Annotated in this window: 12 protein-coding genes and 5 pseudogenes; 7 read left to right on the top strand and 10 right to left on the bottom strand. The window is 60.1% G+C overall.

Annotated elements, in window-relative coordinates; genetic code table 11:
- Nucleotides 1-5: 5 nt before the first annotated feature.
- The 6 genes and pseudogenes from U0029_RS14595 to U0029_RS14570 all read right to left on the bottom strand — a co-directional run.
- On the bottom strand, nucleotides 6-1,313 hold the full coding sequence (locus U0029_RS14595) for an NAD(P)/FAD-dependent oxidoreductase (RefSeq protein ID WP_039051521.1): 1,308 nt from the start codon (nucleotides 1,311-1,313) through the stop codon (nucleotides 6-8).
- Nucleotides 1,314-1,389: 76 nt separating this feature from the next.
- Nucleotides 1,390-1,782 carry a diacylglycerol kinase gene (locus U0029_RS14590; RefSeq protein ID WP_012416273.1) on the bottom strand — a complete coding sequence of 131 codons (393 nt, stop codon included), beginning with the start codon at nucleotides 1,780-1,782 and terminating at the stop codon, nucleotides 1,390-1,392.
- A 201-nt stretch (nucleotides 1,783-1,983) separates the two neighbouring features.
- Nucleotides 1,984-2,883 (bottom strand): YihY/virulence factor BrkB family protein, encoded by a 900-nt coding sequence (locus tag U0029_RS14585; RefSeq protein ID WP_012416274.1) that lies wholly within the window; start codon nucleotides 2,881-2,883, stop codon nucleotides 1,984-1,986.
- Between the two features lie 161 nt (nucleotides 2,884-3,044).
- Nucleotides 3,045-4,685, bottom strand: coding sequence for a chaperonin GroEL (gene groL, locus U0029_RS14580; protein ID WP_012416275.1), 1,641 nt, complete (start codon nucleotides 4,683-4,685; stop codon nucleotides 3,045-3,047).
- A 34-nt stretch (nucleotides 4,686-4,719) separates the two neighbouring features.
- Nucleotides 4,720-5,007, bottom strand: a complete 288-nt coding sequence (locus U0029_RS14575; RefSeq protein ID WP_012416276.1) for a co-chaperone GroES — start codon at nucleotides 5,005-5,007, stop codon at nucleotides 4,720-4,722.
- Nucleotides 5,008-5,304: 297 nt separating this feature from the next.
- A pseudogene (locus U0029_RS14570) lies at nucleotides 5,305-5,652 on the bottom strand (IS66 family transposase); the annotation flags it as partial.
- A gap of 3 nt (nucleotides 5,653-5,655) precedes the next feature.
- Here U0029_RS14570 and U0029_RS14565 point away from each other — a divergent pair.
- Nucleotides 5,656-5,955 (top strand): annotated as a pseudogene (locus U0029_RS14565) (IS66 family transposase); the annotation flags it as partial.
- Between the two features lie 232 nt (nucleotides 5,956-6,187).
- Here U0029_RS14565 and U0029_RS14560 read toward each other — a convergent pair.
- The 3 genes and pseudogenes from U0029_RS14560 to U0029_RS14550 all read right to left on the bottom strand — a co-directional run.
- Nucleotides 6,188-8,128, bottom strand: coding sequence for a protein kinase domain-containing protein (locus U0029_RS14560; RefSeq protein ID WP_114852721.1), 1,941 nt, complete (start codon nucleotides 8,126-8,128; stop codon nucleotides 6,188-6,190).
- A 199-nt stretch (nucleotides 8,129-8,327) separates the two neighbouring features.
- Entirely contained in the window at nucleotides 8,328-8,954 is a 627-nt protein-coding gene (locus U0029_RS14555) for a tyrosine-type recombinase/integrase (protein WP_114852722.1), read from the bottom strand.
- Between the two features lie 102 nt (nucleotides 8,955-9,056).
- Nucleotides 9,057-10,059: pseudogene (locus tag U0029_RS14550) on the bottom strand (IS3 family transposase); the annotation flags it as partial.
- A 61-nt stretch (nucleotides 10,060-10,120) separates the two neighbouring features.
- On the opposite strand from U0029_RS14550, the pseudogene U0029_RS14545 reads away from it, so the two are divergent.
- Both U0029_RS14545 and U0029_RS14540 read left to right on the top strand, forming a co-directional pair.
- Nucleotides 10,121-10,875, top strand: a pseudogene (locus tag U0029_RS14545) (IS3 family transposase).
- 49 nt (nucleotides 10,876-10,924) lie between these two features.
- Nucleotides 10,925-11,174: pseudogene (locus U0029_RS14540) on the top strand (integrase core domain-containing protein); the annotation flags it as partial.
- A gap of 70 nt (nucleotides 11,175-11,244) precedes the next feature.
- Here the strand turns inward: U0029_RS14540 and U0029_RS14535 are convergent.
- Complete coding sequence (locus tag U0029_RS14535; protein ID WP_114852723.1) at nucleotides 11,245-12,474, bottom strand: MFS transporter; 1,230 nt, start codon at nucleotides 12,472-12,474, stop codon at nucleotides 11,245-11,247.
- Nucleotides 12,475-12,578: 104 nt separating this feature from the next.
- On the opposite strand from U0029_RS14535, the gene U0029_RS14530 reads away from it, so the two are divergent.
- The 4 genes from U0029_RS14530 (at nucleotide 12,579) to arsH (ending at nucleotide 15,462) form a co-directional block, all read left to right on the top strand.
- A complete protein-coding gene (locus tag U0029_RS14530) occupies nucleotides 12,579-13,403 on the top strand; it encodes an AraC family transcriptional regulator (RefSeq protein ID WP_012416278.1) in 825 nt (274 codons plus the stop codon).
- A gap of 206 nt (nucleotides 13,404-13,609) precedes the next feature.
- On the top strand, nucleotides 13,610-13,969 hold the full coding sequence (locus tag U0029_RS14525; RefSeq protein WP_114852724.1) for an ArsR/SmtB family transcription factor: 360 nt from the start codon (nucleotides 13,610-13,612) through the stop codon (nucleotides 13,967-13,969).
- Nucleotides 13,970-14,324: 355 nt separating this feature from the next.
- Entirely contained in the window at nucleotides 14,325-14,747 is a 423-nt protein-coding gene (gene arsC / locus U0029_RS14520) for an arsenate reductase (glutaredoxin) (RefSeq protein WP_012416281.1), read from the top strand.
- Nucleotides 14,725-15,462: an arsenical resistance protein ArsH gene (arsH, locus tag U0029_RS14515; RefSeq protein WP_169507401.1), complete on the top strand. Its 738-nt coding sequence runs from the start codon at nucleotides 14,725-14,727 to the stop codon at nucleotides 15,460-15,462. The genes arsC and arsH overlap by 23 nt, the downstream gene beginning before the upstream one ends.
- Nucleotides 15,463-15,636: the final 174 nt, after the last annotated feature.

Below are 15,636 nucleotides of genomic sequence, written 5' to 3'. Positions count from 1 at the left end.
GGGGATCAGTGCAGTTTGACCCTGGGATGGGTGCGCCGCATCAAGAGGCGCGCCAAAGCCATGGTGGCGGTTCGCGAGACGCCTAGCACCGCGCGGTGGTGCATCAGGTGCAGACTCATGTACATCAAGCGTGCAAGTGTACCGCTTACGAACAGACCCCGTCCGGCGAGCTTGCCCATCAGATTGCCCACCCCGGCGTCCTGGCCCAGCGATACGAGCGAACCATTGTCGCGATACACATAGGGAGCGCTAGGCTCTTCGCGGCCGCGCAGGCGCGCGCCGAGTTTGCGGGCCAGATAGCTGGCCTCCTGGTGGGCCGCCTGCGCACGGGCCGGCACCGTGCCCTTGTCGCCCCAGGGCGCCGCGCAGCAATCGCCCAGGGCCAGCACATGCGGGTCGGGCGATTCCAGCCGTTCATTGACGATTAACTGGCCCGCGCGGTTCAAGGGCATATCGAGTTGCTTCAGCAGCGCCGGTCCGCGAATGCCGGCCGCCCACAGGCACAGCGTGGCGCTGAATTGGCGGCCGTCATCCGCGTTCACGCTGTCAGGCGTGACTTGCGCCACGCGGCAATCGGTTTCCACGCGAATGCCCAGTTCTCTGAGCCGCGCCGTGGCGGCGCGTGAAATTTTCTCGGGCAGGGCGGACAGAATGCGCGGCGCGCCTTCGACCAGCGTGATGACCATATCGCGTTCGGCGCGGAAATCGGGTAGGCCATAAGCACTGACGACGTGGCTGGCTTCCGTCAGTTCGACCGCCAGCTCTACGCCCGTGGCGCCGCCGCCCACGATCACCAGATCCAGGCGTGCGGCCGGATTGTGCCGCTTTTCCTGGTCTACCTTGGCCATTGCCTTGAGGATGGTCAGGCGGAAGGCCTCGGCGTTTTCCGTCGAATCCAGCGTAACGGCATGTTCGGCCGCGCCCGGCGTGCCAAAGAAGTTCGAGGCGCTGCCCAGGGCCAGCACCAGCGTGCCATAGCCGAAGTCACGGGGGCCCAGTACTTCGTCGCCCTTCGGGTCTAGTACGGCACCGATGCGGATGCGCCGGGCCTGCCTATCTACGGACAACAGCTCGCCCTGGGCGAAACTGAAGCCCGCCAGCCGCGCCAGCATGAGGTAGGAAAGCCCCTCCTGGTGGATATCCAGCGTGCCCGCCGCGACTTCATGCAGCGAAGGTTTCCAGATATGAAAAGGACGGCTGTCGATCAGCAGCACGCGCTCGGGTCCGTGCGCGCGGCCCAATTGAGCAGCCAGTTCGAGGCCACCCGCGCCGCCACCGACAATCACGATGCGTTCCGGCTGGGAAGGGGTCATGATCAACTCGCAAGCATGGCAGGAAATCTCAGTATAAGAGCCTGCCCGCCGCCTGCAATGGCGCGTATCCGCCGAATCAGCTCTGCATAAAGCGGCCGAGCGCCACGCAGATCCAGACCGCGCCCGTAAAAATCAACATCAGCATGACGGCTGCGCTGCCCAGGTCTTTGGCGCGGCCCAGGAGCGGGTGAGTTTCCACCGACAAGGCATCGGCCAGCGCTTCGATGGCGGAATTGATCAGTTCCACCACCAGCACCAGCACGACAGAGACGATCAACAGAAAAACTTCGACGGCCGTGCGGCCCAGAAAAAAAGCCGCGGGAATCATCAGGACGGCCAGGGCCAGTTCCTGCCTGAAGGCCGCCTCGTATTTGACGGCCGCCTTCAGGCCCTGCCAGGAATAGCGCAGCGCGTTCAGAATGCGGCGCAGGCCGCCGGTGCTCTTGTAGGGCGAGGGATGTGGAGTCATGACAGCGCTTCAGAATCGGGTCTGCGGCTTTTTAACAGATAAGCCTGCGCGATGCCGGATTGTTTTGAGGGCGGCGGCGCAGGCCCTATGCACGCGGCATCGCGCTGAGCATGCAGCAAGGCGCGCTGCGCGACCCCGCTCTGGCGCGGCATGACATGCCGGGCCCTAGGGTTTGGCCTGCAAAGCGCAGCGCTGGCTGGATTAGGCCGCTGGGGCGGCGGCTTCGATACGCTGCGCCTGCGAGGCGTATTGGCGCGTCAACACCGCCCCAAAAAAGAAAATCTGCGACGAGTAGTAAATCCACAGCAAAAAGGCGATCAGCGAGCCCGCCGCGCCATAGGCCGAGGCGACCCCACCGTGGCTCAGATACAGGCCGATGCCCCATTTTCCCAGCAAGAACAAGGCCGCCGTCACTACCGCGCCTGGAAGCACCTGCCGCCAGGGCAGGGAGATCGAAGGCAGCAGCTTGAAAATCACCGCGAACAAGGCCGTGACCACCGAGAACGAAAACAGATTCGCCACCCACACGCCTGCCGTCGCCACCAGCGAATACGACCACAATTCGCCGTAATAGGCTCGCGCCACACCCATGGCCGCGTTTACGGCTAATGAAAACAACATAAAGCAGGCCAATACCAGAACCAGACCAAAGGATAGTATTCGGCTGCGCACCAGCCCTTGAATGCCTCCCGAAGCTTGATTGGGCTTGGTTTCCCATAGCTCGTCCAGGCTGTCTTTCAATTCTGAGAACGCCGTGGTCGCGCTAAAAACCATCATCCCCAGGGACAGCAAGGCCGCCAGCCAGCTCTTGCTCGATTCATGCGCGCTGGCCAGTACCGTATGGATCACTTCCGCGCCGCGCTCGCCCATCAGGTCGCTCATCTGCGCGAAGAGCTCCGAGCGCACCGTGTCCTCACCGAAGAAGGCTCCAGCTACGGCAATCACCAGAATCAACATCGGCGCCAGAGAAAACACCATATACAGCGCCAGGGCTGCGCCCTTGCTCGACGCACGGTGGCGCGACCATTGTTTGGCCGAATCCATCAGTAGCTGGGCCAGCGCCCTCGGATGACTCAGTTGCAGCAGCGTCGAAAAACGCATTGACTCCCTCCCGGATAAGCGGGTCCATTGTAGGCATGGAAACAGGGGCGCAGGCCGCGCCGCAAAACAAAACCCCCGGAGGGCGGACCCAACGGGGGTTTTGATTGGAGAGGAGAACCGCGTGGCGAAGGTACGCGGCGCTCCTGGCCGGGGGGAGGGACTTAGAAGTCCATGCCGCCCATGCCACCCATGCCGCCGGGCATGGCCGGGGCAGCGGGCTTGTCCTCAGCCAGTTCCACCACGGCGGCTTCAGCCGTCAGCAGCAGGCTGGCCACCGAAGCGGCGTTTTGCAGGGCGGTACGGGTCACCTTGGTGGGGTCCAGAACGCCTTGCTCGACCAGGTCGGTGTACTCGCCGGTAGCGGCGTTGTAACCGTAGTTACCCTTGCCGTTCAGGACGTTGTTCACCACCACGCTGGCTTCTTCGCCGGCGTTGGTCACGATGGTGCGCAGGGGCTCTTCCACAGCGCGCAGGATCAGCTTGATGCCCGCGTTCTGGTCGGGCGTGTCGCCTTGCAGACCGGCAATGGCTTGCTTGGCGCGCAGCAGGGCAACGCCGCCGCCAGCCACAACGCCTTCTTCCACTGCAGCGCGGGTGGCGTGCAGGGCGTCTTCGACGCGAGCCTTCTTTTCCTTCATTTCGACTTCGGTCGCGGCACCGACGCGGATCACGGCAACACCGCCGGCCAGCTTGGCCACGCGCTCTTGCAGCTTTTCACGGTCGTAGTCGGAGGTCGCTTCCTCGATCTGGGCGCGGATTTGCTTGACGCGCGCTTCGATCGACTTGCCGTCGCCGGCGCCGTCGATGATCGTGGTGTTTTCCTTGGCGACTTCGATGCGCTTGGCTTGGCCCAGTTCTTGCAGGGTGGCCTTTTCCAGCGACATGCCGGTCTCTTCCGAGATCACGGTGCCGCCCGTCAGGATGGCGATGTCTTCCAGCATGGCCTTGCGGCGGTCGCCAAAGCCCGGCGCCTTGACGGCGGTGGTCTTCAGGATGCCACGGATGTTGTTCACCACCAGGGTCGCCAGGGCTTCGCCCTCGACGTCTTCGGCGATGATCAGCAGCGGACGGCTCGACTTGGCGACTTGCTCCAGCACCGGCAGCAGATCACGGATGTTGCTGATCTTCTTGTCGTAGATCAGGACGAAGGGATCGTCCAGAGCGGCGACTTGCTTTTCGGGGTTGTTGATGAAGTAGGGCGACAGATAGCCACGGTCAAACTGCATGCCTTCGACGACATCCAGTTCGTTTTCCAGCGACTTGCCGTCTTCGACGGTGATGACGCCTTCCTTGCCGACCTTGTCCATCGCGTCAGCGATGATCTGGCCGATCGAGCTGTCGCTGTTGGCCGAGATCGAGCCAACCTGGGCGATTTCCTTGCTGGTCGTGACCGGCTTGGAGGCCTTCTTCAGCTCAACCACGGCGGCGGCGACAGCCTTGTCGATACCGCGCTTCAGGTCGATCGGGTTGAAACCGGCGGCAACGTACTTCAAGCCTTCTTGAACGATGGCTTGAGCCAGCACGGTGGCGGTCGTGGTGCCGTCACCGGCGTTGTCGGAGGTCTTGGAGGCAACGTCCTTGACGAGCTGGGCGCCGATGTTTTCGAACTTGTCCTTCAGTTCGATTTCCTTGGCGACGGACACACCGTCCTTGGTCACGGTCGGGGCGCCGAAGGAGCGCTCCAGCACGACGTTGCGACCCTTGGGGCCCAGGGTGGTCTTAACAGCGTTGGCGAGAACATTCACGCCGCGAACAATGCGCACGCGGGCATCATCGGCAAACAGAACTTGCTTGGCAGCCATGGTCAGCTTCCTTCGAAAATGGGGGGGTTCGCTATTACTGGATCACTGCGAGGATTTCTTCCTCGCGGATGACGAGCAGCTCTTCGCCATCAACCTTGACGCCTTGGCCGGCATACTTGCCGAACAGCACCTTGTCGCCGACCTTCAGGTCGACCGGCAGAATCTTGCCGTCTTCCGTCTTCTTGCCGGGGCCGACAGCCAGGACTTCGCCTTGATCGGGCTTTTCAGCGGCGCTGTCAGGGATAACGATGCCGGAAGCGGTCTTACGCTCGTTGTCCAGGCGTTTGACGATCACGCGATCGTGCAGGGGACGCAGGGCCATGAGGAACTCCTGTTTCGATAACTAGAAGATTGATCGGTTGTTAGCGCGGGAGGGCTTGTTAGCACTCACCGGCGACGAGTGCTAATTATAGGGATGACTTGGCAGGCTTCAAGGGGGGGAGGGGCGGCTGTTACATTTTTGGGGTTGGTCTGAGGCTGAGCAGGTGTTGAATTCCTGTTGTCGAACGCCACCCCACTTGGGATTTGCGTCATGCGGATTGAGATTAAACAAAATGTGTCAGCCCAAAGCAGATCTGTAAGCGCCTGCCGAACACACCCTTGACGGTTCTGCTTATGCAGCAGGTTGCCACCGATGCAACGTTTCTGTGATCGGTTTGGCCCGCTCCAGCCGTATCTGGCGTCGCTCTTCGGCAGGCAACTCGGCTACGTCCTGCTCTACGCTGTATAGCGCGCCGAACAACTCCAACGCCTTTGCGGCGATCTGGCTCTGGTTGTTGGCGTGCAAGTCATGGAACTTGCGCCGGGCGTGCGCCATGCAGCCCAGTTCCGTGATGCCAGCCGCGAACCCGGCCTTGTAGCCCGCATAATCGTCGGTCACCAGCTTGCCGCGCCAATCTTCCAGGAACGTGCGGCAGTGCTCGCCGGCCCGGCTGGGCGCGAAGTCGTAGAGCACTGCACGCAGGCTGTCTACAGCCTCAAGCGCTGGGAGGCGTTGACGCGCTACCTTGACGACGGCGATGCGCCGATCGACAACAATTGGGTGGAGAACCAGATCCGCCCCTGGGCGATCGGGCGTTCGAACTGGCTGTTCGCGGGCTCGCTGCGCGGGGGCCAGCGCGCGGCCGCCATTATGAGCCTGATCCAGTCGGCACGGCTCAATGGGCACGACCCATATGCCTATATGAAGGACGTGCTCACGCGCCTGCCCACGCAGAAAAACAGCCAGATCGCTGAGCTACTGCCGCATCGGTGGCAACCTGCTGCATAAGCAGAACCGTCAAGGGTGTGTTCGGCAGGCGCTTACGCGTCATCGATCTCAAGTGCACATCTCTGCCGTTGCCACCGTCCAACCGAGACCTGGCTCCTAACATTGTCCGAAGGAGAGAGGGCTCTGGCCCGAGTTTCTCTCGACACCGCGTGAATGGGCGGGTGCTCTTACATCATTTTGAAGCTCGATCAGAGGATCAACCTCAATCTGCATATGCCAGTGATGGCTTCAGTCATCTGAAGTCATCATTCTGGGTGGTTGCATCCTCAGTCTTAACTTCCACCGCGACCGTTTCCGCTACGGGCTCCACGCCGAACTTCTCCAACGCGCGACGAAGATAGCCATTGCCAAGCTTCTCAAGGAGATATGAGACGTCGTACGAAGACCGCGACTTGTCTTCGGCATAGGTTGCCATTTCGTGCGGGTCGATAATCCCCCTAGCGACGTCGACCAGCGCCAAATATTCGCCCTTCTGTTGAGCTGTCAACCTAATCAGCAAAGCCTTTGCCCTCTGCCTCTTCGGATCCGAGGACATACTCCGAAGCACTTCTAAGAGTTCTCCAGAACCAACGATTGCGCTTCCCGAATCGCCGCGAGCCCTCAACATCTGCTCGTCGAGGTCAAACAATGTCCAGAACTGGTCCATTGATATGGATTGGAGAACAAACGGCACTCTGGCAACGTCCCGGTGAAGTAGTCGCACCACGGGGAACAATGCGCGAGGTTCCAGCTTGGTTGTGCCTAGCCTTTCCACAAGTTCCCCATACTGTCGCCTCAGTTCCTCGAGGCCAAGGCGCTCGGCGGTGCCATTGTATTTGTCGATGCGGTTGTAGATGCCATATGTTGGGGCGAATACCATTAGCCCCCCCTTGAATCTTCGATAGCACGGCTCTCCGAGTCCGGCGAACTGGGGCTCGTCGCTATCTCCATCGTCGGGCGCGTAGTCGAAATCATTGAACCGGCGTAGCTTCTCGACCGCCCCGTCTAGGAAAGCGTCACCCTCGGTAAGCCGGTGCGCCTCCCCAACCTCAAGAACTGCATAGCCGAAGGCAGGGTGGTTTGGGAAGCGTTCCACCACCAATCTGGTTGGTAAGACGATGTAGTCTGCGCCTCCACCAGAAATCTGCAGAGATAGCATCGCTCCACCTTCGCAAAGATTGGCACCTCTGATGTGCTGTCCACCGCCTTCCGGAAGGAAGCAGTGGTTCATGCCGTGGTAACGCGATAGAAGTCGAATCACATTGAGGACTGCTGCGGGGTCGCGCCACTCTGCGCGAGCAATGCCTTGACCAGTCATCGCCTCAAGCGACGCGAACTCCCACTGCAGTTGATTTGCCTTCCCGGCGTCGTACTGAATTGCAGCAACCTCTCGTAGATTCGCTGAGAACTCAGAAGCGCTTGGCCGAGCCCCTGGCAGCGAGTCGGTTGCTCGCTCCAGTAGAAGGTCCAAGGGTTCTAACACGAATCCATTTTCTTTTGCCCTCGCCGCGAGCCCCTCGTGGCCCTTCGGGCGATACTGCCCCGGGAACGCGAACTTCTCACGTGTTAGCAGCGCCCAGATGGTCTTAGCCAAGCTGTAGACGTCCGCCAAGAAGCAGTCCGCTACCCCCGAGTTGGCCTCCATTTCGGGCGCCATGAAGGTGGCTGGCCCTATCGGCTCATCCTCTTTCGTGATGCCGGCTCGGCCCGGAAACGCGGCAATACCGAAATCTCCAAATCGGTAGCCTCCGTCGAAGCGGAACAGATTCTCAGGCTTAATGTCGCGATGCGCCACACCGGCGCGATGCAGTTCAACTAGGCCGTCTGCCAGCTCAACGAATGCCGGAAGCATCTCTCGCCAAGTCAGGCTTTTGAGCACTTCACGGATAGTCTCGGCCTTCGGCATGATGTACCAAGGCACACTGTCAGTTCCATGTTCAGGAAGCCAATCTTCCAGAATTGGGACCACTCTTGGAGAATCATGCAGATGGGTCGTCACCACCTTCACCTCATCCCTAAATCGCTGCCAACGACGCCTATCGCTGTTCAAGAAGAACTTCACGGCCACTTCACCATGGTCTTCATGAGCAGCAAGGTATACACAGCCATTTCCGCCTTGGCCGAGCGAGCGCTTTAGCGTCACCTGCGGGCAGGCCGGCGCAAGCTCCTTCTTAGTCTTAGTAATCAATGCCATGTAGGTACTTTTCGTGTAAACGAGCCTTAAGCCCGAGGCCAGCGTAAGCCATCGTCGCTGGCTCGCAATAGGCGAAAACTCGCCAAGTTTATGTTGAGTACTTTTGTATGACTGCCTTCAGTCTGAACCGGCCCTTCCAGAAATAGCCCCTGATCGTCCCCTTCTGGCCGGCAAGCGACCGCTCGCCGGCCGGGATGCATCAAACCTCTGTTTGTTCAGCCATCTCAAGAGCATCGTCGACCTCGATGCCAAGGTAGCGAACTGTGCTTTCCAGCTTCGTATGCCCGAGCAGCAGCTGTACGGCTCGAAGATTCTTGGTCCGGCGGTAGATCAGCGAGGCTTTTGTACGGCGCATAGTGAGGGTTCCATATGCGGTATCGTCGAGGCCAATCGATGCGAACCAGCGATGCACAATCCGGGCGTACTGCCGCGTCGAAAGATGCGCCGACGTATGCAAACGGGTCGGAAACAGAAAATCCACCGCCTTTAGGCCTCGCGCTTCGATCCATGCGTCAAGGCTCTCACGGGTTTGCTCCGTAATCTCGAATTGGACGGGACGCTGGGTCTTCTGTTGCATGACGGTAGCTTTCGCGGCTACGTGGCTTCCGTGTCGGATGTCCTGTACCTGCAATCGCGTGAGATCGCACGCTCGAAGCTTGCTATCAATTGCGAGATTGAACATCGCGAGTTCCCGAGTGTTCGAAGCCATCTGAAGTCTCATTCGAATTGCCCAGATTTCTCGGAGCTTTAGGAGCAGCTTCTGCCCGGTGAGCTTTCCCTTGTTCCATGGCACACGACGGTCAACGGCGGCATTCGCGGATTCCATGACAATCTCCTTTTGAGTAAAGGGAGATTCAGTGTGCTCCTACGCAGGGGCGCTATCCGGTAATCCCCCCCCCTTTTTTAGCGATTGGCAGAAGTAGGAGCGCTATGCGGCCATGGTCAGCCGCTGTTTTGGGGTGATTCCGCCCAAGGCCATATTGGGGCGTTCGTGATTGTAGAACCACATCCATTCGGTCGCGGCCCGCTGCACCTGGTCCAGATCATCCCAGTGATATTGGGATAACCACTCGTAGCGCACCGTCCGATTAAATCTCTTGACGTAGGCATTCTGCTGCGGCTTGCCAGGCTGGATATATTCCAACTTGATGCCCCATCGGCGAGCCCATTCAGTAATAGCCGAACTGAGGTATTCCGGGCCATTGTCGCAACGTATGGCCATCGGCTTGCCGCGCCAACTGATGATCTGTTTCAACGCACGCGTGACACGCTCCGAGGGCAACGAGAAGTCGACCTCAATGCCCAGGGCTTCCCGGTTGAAGTCATCGATCACCTTGAATAACCGAATGCTGCGTCCGTCGGCCAACTGGTCGTGCATGAAGTCCATCGACCAGACTTGGTTCACGGTAGTCGGCACACTCAGTGGCTCAGGAGCCTGCCGAATTAGTCGTTTGCGTGGCTTAATGCGCAGGTTCAACTCAAGTTCACGGTAGATCCGATACACGCGCTTGTGATTCCAGCCGAAGCTCGGACATTGCGTAGACACAGGAAGCACAGGCCAAAGCCCCAACTGCGGTGGTTGTCCGTCAACCGTAGCAGCCAGCTGGCAATCTCCTCGTTCTCGGCGTCCGCCTTGGCGACATACCGATAGCAGGTCTGGCTGACCTTGAACGCCTCGCAGGCGAGCCGGACTGATATGCCCCGATCTTGCACGGCTCGTTGGGCCATCTCGCGGCGGCGAGACGGCCTCACCACTTTTTTTCGAGTGCCTTCGTCACGATCTCGGCCTTGAGCTTCTCCTCGACGTACATCTTGCGCAACCGGGCATTCTCGGCCTCCAGCTCCTTCATGCGCGCCATCAAGGACACGTCCATGCCACCGTATTTGGACCTCCGCTTGTAGAACGTGGCCGAACTGATGCCTAGCTCTCGGTGACCTGCCCCCCGTAAATAGTACGTAAACGATGTAGAGTCCGTTCCCAGAGGAACGGCAATGAAGAAACGATTTACGGAAGAACAGATCATCGGTGTGCTGAAGGAGGCAGAGACAGGAGCCAAGGTGGCCGATCTGTGCCGCAAGCACGGCATCTCCGATGCGACGTACTACAACTGGAAGGCGAAGTACGGCGGGATGACAGTATCCGAGGCTCAGCGGCTCAAGGAATTGGAGCAGGAGAACAATCGGCTCAAGAAGCTGCTGGCCGAATCGGTTTTGGATAACGCGGCGCTGAAGGATCTACTGGGCCGAACCAGAGCTGGTCGATGGATTTTGTTGCCGATGGCCTGGCCTACGGCCGTCGGTTCCGTTGTTTGAATGTGGTGGACGATTACACGCGAGAGTGCCTGGCCATTGAAGTCGACACGTCACTACCTGGACTGCGCGTGGCACATGTCTTGGAAAGGATCGGCATGATCCGCGGCTTACCCCGATCCATCACGGTGGACAACGGGCCGGAGTTCGCGGGCCGAGCACTCGATGCCTGGGCTTATCAGGCGGGTGTGAAGCTGTCGTTCATTCGGCCGGGCAAGCCCGTGGAGAATGCCTATGTCGAAAGCTTCAACGGCAAGTTCCGCGATGAATGCTTGAACGAACATTGGTTCCTGTCACTGCGTCAGGCCAAATCGTTGATCGAAGCATGGCGCCTCGAGTACAACACCGAACGGCCTCACAGCGCCCTGGGCTACTTGGCCCCAGAGCAGTTCGCCAAGAATCATCAGAAAGAAGAGATTTTTAACCCCGGAATCTAAATCAGTTTCGTACTAAATCCGGGGGCAGGTCAGCAACGCCTTGACTTGAATCCTGGATCGGTTGGCACTGAGCCGGGGATTATCCAAAGCCATCCGGACAGACAACGGTAAGGAATTCTGTGGGCGTGCCATGCTGAGTTGGGCGCATGACCGGAATATAAAGCTGTTCCTTATCGAACCTGGCAAACCCAACCAGGATGCTTACATCGGGCTGCTGGCGCGATTAGTGTCTCAATGAGCGTTGGTTTAGCAATCTGCTCCAGGCCAAGATCATCATCGAGGCCTGGAGAGGGCAGTACACCATCATGTCGGCGCGATGCGAGGTCGGCACGCGCTGATCAGGCGGCAACCGCGGATGGATGCGCGGCGTCATCGGCTCATTGCGAGGGTCGTTTTACGCATGGCGATGCCCAGTGCGGCGAAGGACAGCGCTAGGGGAATGAATGACACCCACAGCACGGTGTTCCAGCCGAAGGCCGACAGCAGGCCTCCGGACGAGAAGGAGCCGATCGCCATCAAGCCGAAGACGATGAAGTCGTTCAGGGACTGGACGCGTGTTTTCTCCTCGGGCCGATGGCATTCCAGAACCAGCGCGGACGCACCCAGAAAGCCGAAGTTCCAGCCCACGGCGAGCAGAATCAGTGACCACCAGAAGTGCATGACGTCGATACCACCGAGACCCACAGCGGCCGCGACGCCAATGAGGACGAGGCCCATGGTCGCGACCCGTCCCGCGCCGAAGCGGGAGATGAGTCGGCCGGTGAAGAAGCTTGGCGCGTACATGGCGATGACATGCCACTGTAGTCCCAGATTGGCGGATTCCTGCGAGTGGCCGCAGATGTACATGGCCAGTGGGGCGGCCGTCATGAGGAAGTTCATGAGCATGTAGGAGACGGCGCCAGCGATCACGGCGGCGATGAAACGCGGCTGTCGCGCAATCTGGGAGAGCGGCCGCCCGCCTGCGACTTCTGCGGCAGTGGGGGCGGGCAATCTGACGCCCAGAAGAATGAAGGCGGAAATCGCAGCCACCGCCGCCTGCGCCAGAAAGGTGGCGGCAAACAGGTGCGGCGGCCACAGGTTCATCGTCCAGGTGACGAGTTGTGGCCCGACGACACCGGCGGCGACGCCACCCGCCATGACCAGGGATAGCGCGCGCGCGCGCCGCTTGGGTTCCACGCCGTCCGCGGCGGCGAAGCGAAACGACAGCACGACGGCCGCATAGACACCGCCGAAGAAGGTGGCCAGGCTGAACAGCCAGAAGCTTTCTATCATGACCGCCAGCATGGCCAGCAGGCCGGTGAGCACGCCCGCGCCTGCGCCTAGCAGAAATGCCGCAAGCCTGCCGTAGCGCCTGGCGATGGCGCCCATGGGCAGCGTACATGTCGCCATGCCGACCACAAAGATGGAAATCGGCAGTGTCGCGAGCATGGGTGTCGGGGCGAGCATATTGCCGACGATGGAGCCCGTTGCATAGACAACCACCGAATTCGCGCCTGCCAGGGCTTGGGCGGTGGTCAGTCTCCAGATATTGCTTTGTTGAACGCCCTCGGGCAGAACAGCGGGGAGATCATGTCCCGGGGAGGCGCTACGTTGTGTCATTGCGGAGGGTGGCGTGAGCGGGAAATGGTAGAGAGGGCATTACAACTCAAGCTTAGGTTGATGATCTATCGAAAGAATGCCAAGTTATATAGAATCGGCGACATATGAACGCGCTCTTGCAGTGGAAAGCCATTACCGCGCCGCCGGATGTTCTGTCGCCTTCGCCAATGACCATGCGGGTGCAGTCCATCGGCGCGCGGAATTATTTCGCTGCGCATACGCATGAATGGCATCAGGTCGTGTACGCGGTTTCCGGCGTCCTCATGGTGACGGCGGAAGGGCGCTCCTTTGCCATATCGCCGAATCAGGCGGCATGGGTTCCGTCAGGAACGGAGCATAGTGTTGGGTCTTTCCTCGGCGCTGAATATCGCAGTCTGTGGCTTGCCGACCACCCCGGGGGGACGCTTTCTAAGGGCGGCGTGGCGGTCTTTGGCGTTTCAGCGCTGTTGAAGGCGCTGCTTGTCGAGGCGGCGACGCTTCAAGGCAATCCGGACGAGAGCGGGTATTTCGGTCGAATTTATAGATTGGTGCTCGATCAGCTCTGCCGCGCAAGCCCGATTTCATTGGTCTTGGCTTGGCCCGCGAGCGCTGCGCTACGGACGCTTTGCGAGACCTTGTATAACCAGCCGGCCGATCCGAGAGGCCCCGACGATTGGGGCCGGGAGCTAGGGATGTCGGGCCGGACACTGGCCAGGAAGTTTTTTGCGGAAACCGGATTGACGCTGCGCGATTGGCGTCGCCAGCTCAAGTTGTTCAGAGCCATCGAGTTGTTGGAAAGCGGGCTCGACGTAACGGCGATCGCGCTGGAGTTGGGCTATGGCTCCGCATCGTCCTTTATCTTTGCGTTCCGCTCTGCAATGAAGTGCAGCCCCATGGCGTATAAGCGGATACGGGCGCGAGATCCTGCCGGGGCGCCCGGCGAGGACTAGCCGCCGATACCGGGTCGCCTGGGCCAGGCCGAAAGGAGTGTTTCGCGGGCATGGCGCGGCTGACTCCGCTTTGATGCTTGGGGCTTGGGGCCGGCGCACCAGCACTTGGCCAGCGGCCGCCCCCAGAGCCGGCGTCGCGGCTTCTGATCGGGTCTGATGCGGGCTGAGGTAAGGCAATTATTCAATAATCGTTGTATTATTGATTTATGAATGAAGATCAAGCTGTCTCCGCACTCGGCGGTCTTGCCCATCCCCAGCGGCTGCGCGCGTTCCGCGCGCTGGTCGTCGCCGGCCTTCCCGGCCTCACCCCCAGTGTGCTGGCAGATCAACTCGGTGTTGCAAGGAATGCGCTGTCCTTTCATTTGAAGGAGCTCGCGCATGCCGGCCTGGTAAGCGCCGAGCAACAAGGCCGAAACCTGATCTACCGCGCCAATTTTTCCCAAATGGATGGCTTGCTCGGCTATCTCACCGAACACTGCTGCCAAGGGTTTTCTTGTGAGGTCTCCGACTCTGGACGTTGCACGGCCTGCGAATCAGGCACTGTCCAGGCAGCGATTTCACGTTGAGTTGCGCGTCGATGAGCTGCCTAAGCCCATCGGCTGCAGTTGCCCGTTTCTTGCTCAGGAGCCGGCCCGTGTTGAGTCCGACGCTGCGCAGGCGTGCAGCCCCTCCTGTGCGTGCCGCCATGCTTACGCGCGGTGACGCCGCGGTCTTGCGTCGCCAAACCGAGAGTGCGCAGGCGCTGAGCGCTCTGAAGCCCAGAGTAACAGCGGCCAAGCTGGCGACGAACGATCCGGGTCAAGCCTCCTGCTGCGACTGCCGCCGTGAGGGGGGGCGTTCCCCTGGGCCTGGCAGCCGGCGCTTGATGACTGCGCGGGCGTTGGTCTATTGATATTTCGGTCTTGCATTAACAGAGGTTTTATGAGTCCCATCACCATTTATCACAACCCCGCATGCGGCACTTCCCGCAATGTGCTTGGGCTGATCCGCAATAGCGGCGAAGACCCCACCATCATCGAGTATCTGAATACGCCTCCCGCCGCTGCCACGCTGAAATCGCTTATCGCGGCCATGGGGGTTTCGGTGCGAGAAGTGCTCAGAAAAAAGGGTACGCCTTACGACGATCTGAGACTCTCCGACCCGAAGTGGACGGATCAAGAACTGATCGACTTTATGATCCAGCATCCCATCTTGATCAATCGTCCCATTGTCGTCACCCCATTGGGTACGCGTTTATGCCGTCCATCAGAGCAGGTGCTAGACATTCTGCCCCAAGGTCAGCGCGGCGCTTTCAATAAAGAGGATGGCGAGCCGCTCGTCGATGCGGAGGGAAATCGTGTCTAAGGGCCTCGGCAATCTGCCCAACCTCGATCCGTCGTGCTTCGAGAAGCCAAGCGCCACCGAGTTATTCTCGCCTCAACGGGCGACACATGCTCCGCGTTTTCTGCTGCTATACGGTTCGCTGCGCGAGCGCTCCTACAGCCGTTTGGTCGCCGAGGAGGCCGCCCGGCTTTTACAGGCTCTGGGCGGCGAGACGCGGTTCTTCCATCCTTCTGGCCTACCCCTGGTTGATGACGCCAGCGAGGATCATCCTAAGGTCCGTGAGCTGCATGGGCTGGTTCAGTGGGCGGAAGGGATGGTCTGGAGTTCGCCGGAACGCCATGGTGCGATGAGCGGCTTGATGAAGACGCAGATCGACTGGATCCCTCTCTCCGTGGGGGCGCTACGTCCGACCCAGGGTAAGACGCTAGCCGTTATGCAGGTGTCGGGCGGGTCGCAATCATTCAACGCTGTGAATCAGATGCGCGTTCTGGGACGCTGGATGCGTATGCTGACGATTCCCAACCAGTCTTCGGTGGCCAAAGCCTACCAGGAGTTCGATGATGCAGGCCGCATGAGGCCATCGCCGTACTATGACCGTATCGTCGATGTGGTCGAGGAGTTGATGAAATTCACCTTGCTGACGCGCGATGTATCGCCGTACCTCTTGGATCGCTACAGCGAACGCAAAGAGACCGCTGCCGCGCTGTCGCAGCGGATGGAGCAAAAATCCATTTGATCCGCGAGGCGCGCATCATTGCCGGAGGGCGGGGAACCTTTATGCCGAGCGATTCAGGCCTCAGGCAAGGGTGGCAAGGCTGAGGGGCCGCGTTGTGCGGAGCGCTTCCTGTTCTGCGCTTGCCGATGGCCCGGATAGCAAAGCCTCGAGTGCGGAGGCGAGTCGTCGAAACGC

The organism is Bordetella avium, from assembly GCF_034424645.1.
In the GTDB taxonomy this organism is placed as follows: Bacteria; Pseudomonadota; Gammaproteobacteria; order Burkholderiales; family Burkholderiaceae_B; genus Bordetella; species Bordetella avium.
Note: the sequence above shows the minus strand (reverse complement) of the source record. Positions and strands in the feature narration are given on the sequence as shown.